This window comes from Psychroserpens damuponensis (assembly GCF_000826655.1).
Classification (GTDB): domain Bacteria; phylum Bacteroidota; class Bacteroidia; order Flavobacteriales; family Flavobacteriaceae; genus Psychroserpens; species Psychroserpens damuponensis.
This window is the reverse complement of the sequence record NZ_JXJO01000054.1, coordinates 1-3,155: the sequence shown is the minus strand read 5'-3', so window position 1 is coordinate 3,155 and position 3,155 is coordinate 1. Positions and strand designations below refer to the sequence as shown.

The window sequence follows — 3,155 nt, the reverse complement described above, 5'->3', positions numbered from 1 at the left end:
TTGAGCATTAAAGCTAACGGTTTTGTATATGGCTCGTAGCGTCCAAATTAGACAATTATTTTCGGATTAAGCACAAGCCAGATTTTTAAATTTTACTATTTATCTTTTTTATTGGAAATCGTCAAATTTAAAAATTTGGCGACTTTCCAAAAACGCCTTAACTTCGATTAAGCAACTGACTAGCTATGAGCTATATACGTTGTTGGCAACTGGCTTTTACATCAGATGTTCGTCAGTTTCATAATCGACGTCTTTATAATAAGTTTTATATTTTATGCCATAAAGATGTTCTCCTGGCAGATTTTTAATCAAATTGTAAGTTGTTATTAAGTTCGTTTTAATATCTGAATTTTTTGGTTTTTCGGGCGTGAATTCCCATTTCATACCAAGAGCAGAAATGCTATTAAACATTATTAATGCTTGCTCATAGGTTGAAAGTTGAGCTCTTAACATTTTTCCGTATTGATATTTTTCATCTTGATTCAAATCAGGATGCTCGTTTAGATACTTATAGCTTTGAAATAAATGTCTATAATAATGTCCAAGTCTAAACTGATGTCCACCATAATATTTTTCATATGGTTTGTCCATAGGCAATTCTTGCGCAAGTGCGGAAGATAGGTTTTCGATTTTTTCTGGTGTTTCTCTGTTAGCATATAAATCATCTATCAATGGATGAAGTTTAACCAATTCCATTTTTCTAATTAATTTCCAACCATTTGAACGAGCAGTATTTGATTTTTTGGGTTTCAATTTGATGTAATAAAGAAGTTTAAAGTAATATTTAGTGTTATATTTATTTTTAAAGTTTCTTCTTACAAGTGATTCTCCTTCAGTTCCTAAACCATAAAATACAATGGTATATGCAATATCGATTATTGCCATTTCTATTAAACTAATATTTGGATTAATTCTTTTAGTGATTTCTAAAAGTTTTTCCTCGTATTTAGGTGTAATGTAGTCCGAAACTTTTGATGAATTAGAGAACTTTTTTACTTCTCTATAGCATTCTATAAACTCATTATATATTAGTCGGAAAACTTGTCTTTTTTGATATTCATTTTTTTCGTTGTTCTTTGTTTTACTATAAGTTATGTCGTTTACATTAGCTCTATATAACCTTATCATTTCAAAAAATGACGATTCAAATGCATTTCGTTTATTGTTTTTCGCTTGCTCTTTAAAAGTCAGAAAAATTAGAAGCGTTCCGACTAATGCAAAAAAAGTACCAACAACTCCTCCAATAAAATCTCCAAATTGTCCGGTTGTTTCGTAGTTTGTAGGAACTCCATTTGAAATTGTATAGCCATCAATAGAGGCTTTATTTAGAAAGACAATCAGAATTATACATCCAAGCACTAAAAATGCCCAAGCAAAAAATTGTATCGTTTTTGTCATTCAGTTTGTCGTTTTTCAGCTTGTTGCCAACGGTTTTGTGTATGATTTCGTTGCGTGTTTAAGCACTAAAGTTAGCAAATAAATCACAGATAGAAAGTCCGCGAGGACTTTCGTAAGTAGGCATGTACTAGCAATGAATTATACACGGTGTTGTGTACAGTTATTTGTACTCATAGATAAATTCGTTAATTAAAATATCATTTTCACCAAATTCTTTTTTTCGTTCTAACGTTCCATTTTCTTTATAAAAGTACAGCGTATAGTTCATCACAACATTATTTTTTCTAGAAAATTTTTCTATTTTTTTTAGTCCGTGTTCGTTGTATTCGTATTCTGTAACTGCATAGCTGCCTGATGATTTTATTAGCTTATTATTTTTATTATACTCATATGTAATTTCGCTCTGGTATTTTGGTTTTGTCTCCAAGATTAAAAGGTCTTTCTTGTAATGACTTATTTTATAAAGAGTTGAATCTGTGTTATAATGTTCAACCGTTCTTAACTTTCCAAATAGATTGTATTTGTAATTTTTCCTACCATTCAAATCTTCTGAGATATATTTTAATTTACCCTTTCTCTTATATTCCTTTTGTACAATAAATTTAGATTTTTTGAATACAGGTTTATAGTTCAAAATAACAATACTGTCAGGGTTTTGATAATTATCGTAATAAGTTTTTAAGATTCCATTACTTGATTCAGTTATAAATATTCTTGAATCTCTATTTTCTATTTCGTCATTTCCTATTTCGTTTTTAATAATTCCTTTTGAAATGAAGGTAGGTGAGTAATCAGTTGAAGAATTAATATCATCAGATAAATTCCACTTTAACTTGAAAAATCCACTTCTATACTCGGTTAAAATTGTCCGTAGTGTGGTGTCTTTTTCTTTGTTGTTTATTTTCCATTCAAATCTTATTAATTTGATATCAGATGTGTCAATTTGTACTTGCGAAAAGCTCGAAGAATAAACTGAAATTAATATGATTAGCAGGTAGTTTTTCATAATTGTACACAACGTGTTTGTGTATGGTTAGTTGCGTGGTTTGGTAGCTAAGTTAGCAAACTTTTACGGACCAGAGAATATTCCGCAGGAATATTCGCAAGTAAGCTCAATAAAGCAATTAATTATACACGGTGTTGGCAACAGTTTTTATTATTCAGATTACGGTATGTCGTTTAAATCTTGTCTTCCGACAATTGCCATTATTTCAACAACGTCATTATTTATTTTATAGTAGATACTATCTATTCCGCAAACACACCTTCTGTAGTCTTTTCTTATATAATTAACCGACTCGAATGAAAAAGGCCTTTGGGAAATAATTTCAAAATATTCAAAGAATGATTCAAAGTATTTATCCGCTTGAGTCATTCCAAATTTTTTAACTCCATAGTGATGGATTCGGATTAAGTCATTTTTAGCTTCATTACTTAATCGATATTTAGCCATTCAGTAAAGTTTTTGATTGAGCTAAAATTTCATTTTTCGATTCGCTTGTAAATCCGCTATTTTCAGCTTTTTCCAATTTAGTTCGAACCCAATCAATTTCGACTTGTTGTTTTCTAGCTTGTCTAATTAAATCGTTTACTAATTCGCTTTTGCTAGAATATTCTTTTCCATTGACTTGTGCTTTCAGCCATTCGTCGTTAGGTTCTGTAAATGATATACTTTGTCTTGACATAATTTTATTGTTTGGTGTAAATATACATCAATTACGAATCATTTGCAAATTGTAGCCAACGTGTTTGTGTAT

The 3,155-nt window shown here is 30.0% G+C and carries 4 protein-coding genes; all 4 read right to left on the bottom strand.

Features of this window, described 5'->3' with window-relative positions:
* Positions 1-216: 216 nt before the first annotated feature.
* The 4 genes from TD29_RS17240 to TD29_RS17225 all read right to left on the bottom strand — a co-directional run bounded on the left by TD29_RS17240 (position 217) and on the right by TD29_RS17225 (position 3,083).
* Positions 217-1,398, bottom strand: coding sequence for a putative phage abortive infection protein (locus TD29_RS17240; protein WP_040282718.1), 1,182 nt, complete (start codon positions 1,396-1,398; stop codon positions 217-219).
* Positions 1,399-1,558: 160 nt separating this feature from the next.
* Positions 1,559-2,404, bottom strand: coding sequence for a hypothetical protein (locus TD29_RS17235; protein WP_040282716.1), 846 nt, complete (start codon positions 2,402-2,404; stop codon positions 1,559-1,561).
* A 159-nt stretch (positions 2,405-2,563) separates the two neighbouring features.
* Entirely contained in the window at positions 2,564-2,851 is a 288-nt protein-coding gene (locus TD29_RS17230) for a type II toxin-antitoxin system RelE/ParE family toxin (protein WP_040282714.1), read from the bottom strand.
* Positions 2,844-3,083: a ribbon-helix-helix domain-containing protein gene (locus TD29_RS17225; protein WP_036578964.1), complete on the bottom strand. Its 240-nt coding sequence runs from the start codon at positions 3,081-3,083 to the stop codon at positions 2,844-2,846. The genes TD29_RS17230 and TD29_RS17225 overlap by 8 nt, the downstream gene beginning before the upstream one ends.
* Positions 3,084-3,155 lie beyond the last annotated feature (72 nt).

Coding starts and splice junctions, on each gene's coding strand:
- TD29_RS17235 (WP_040282716.1), bottom strand. CDS start 2,404: ATGAAAAACTACCTGCTAATCATATTAATTTCAGTTTATTCTTCGAGC.
- TD29_RS17230 (WP_040282714.1), bottom strand. CDS start 2,851: ATGGCTAAATATCGATTAAGTAATGAAGCTAAAAATGACTTAATCCGA.
- TD29_RS17225 (WP_036578964.1), bottom strand. CDS start 3,083: ATGTCAAGACAAAGTATATCATTTACAGAACCTAACGACGAATGGCTG.
- TD29_RS17240 (WP_040282718.1), bottom strand. CDS start 1,398: ATGACAAAAACGATACAATTTTTTGCTTGGGCATTTTTAGTGCTTGGA.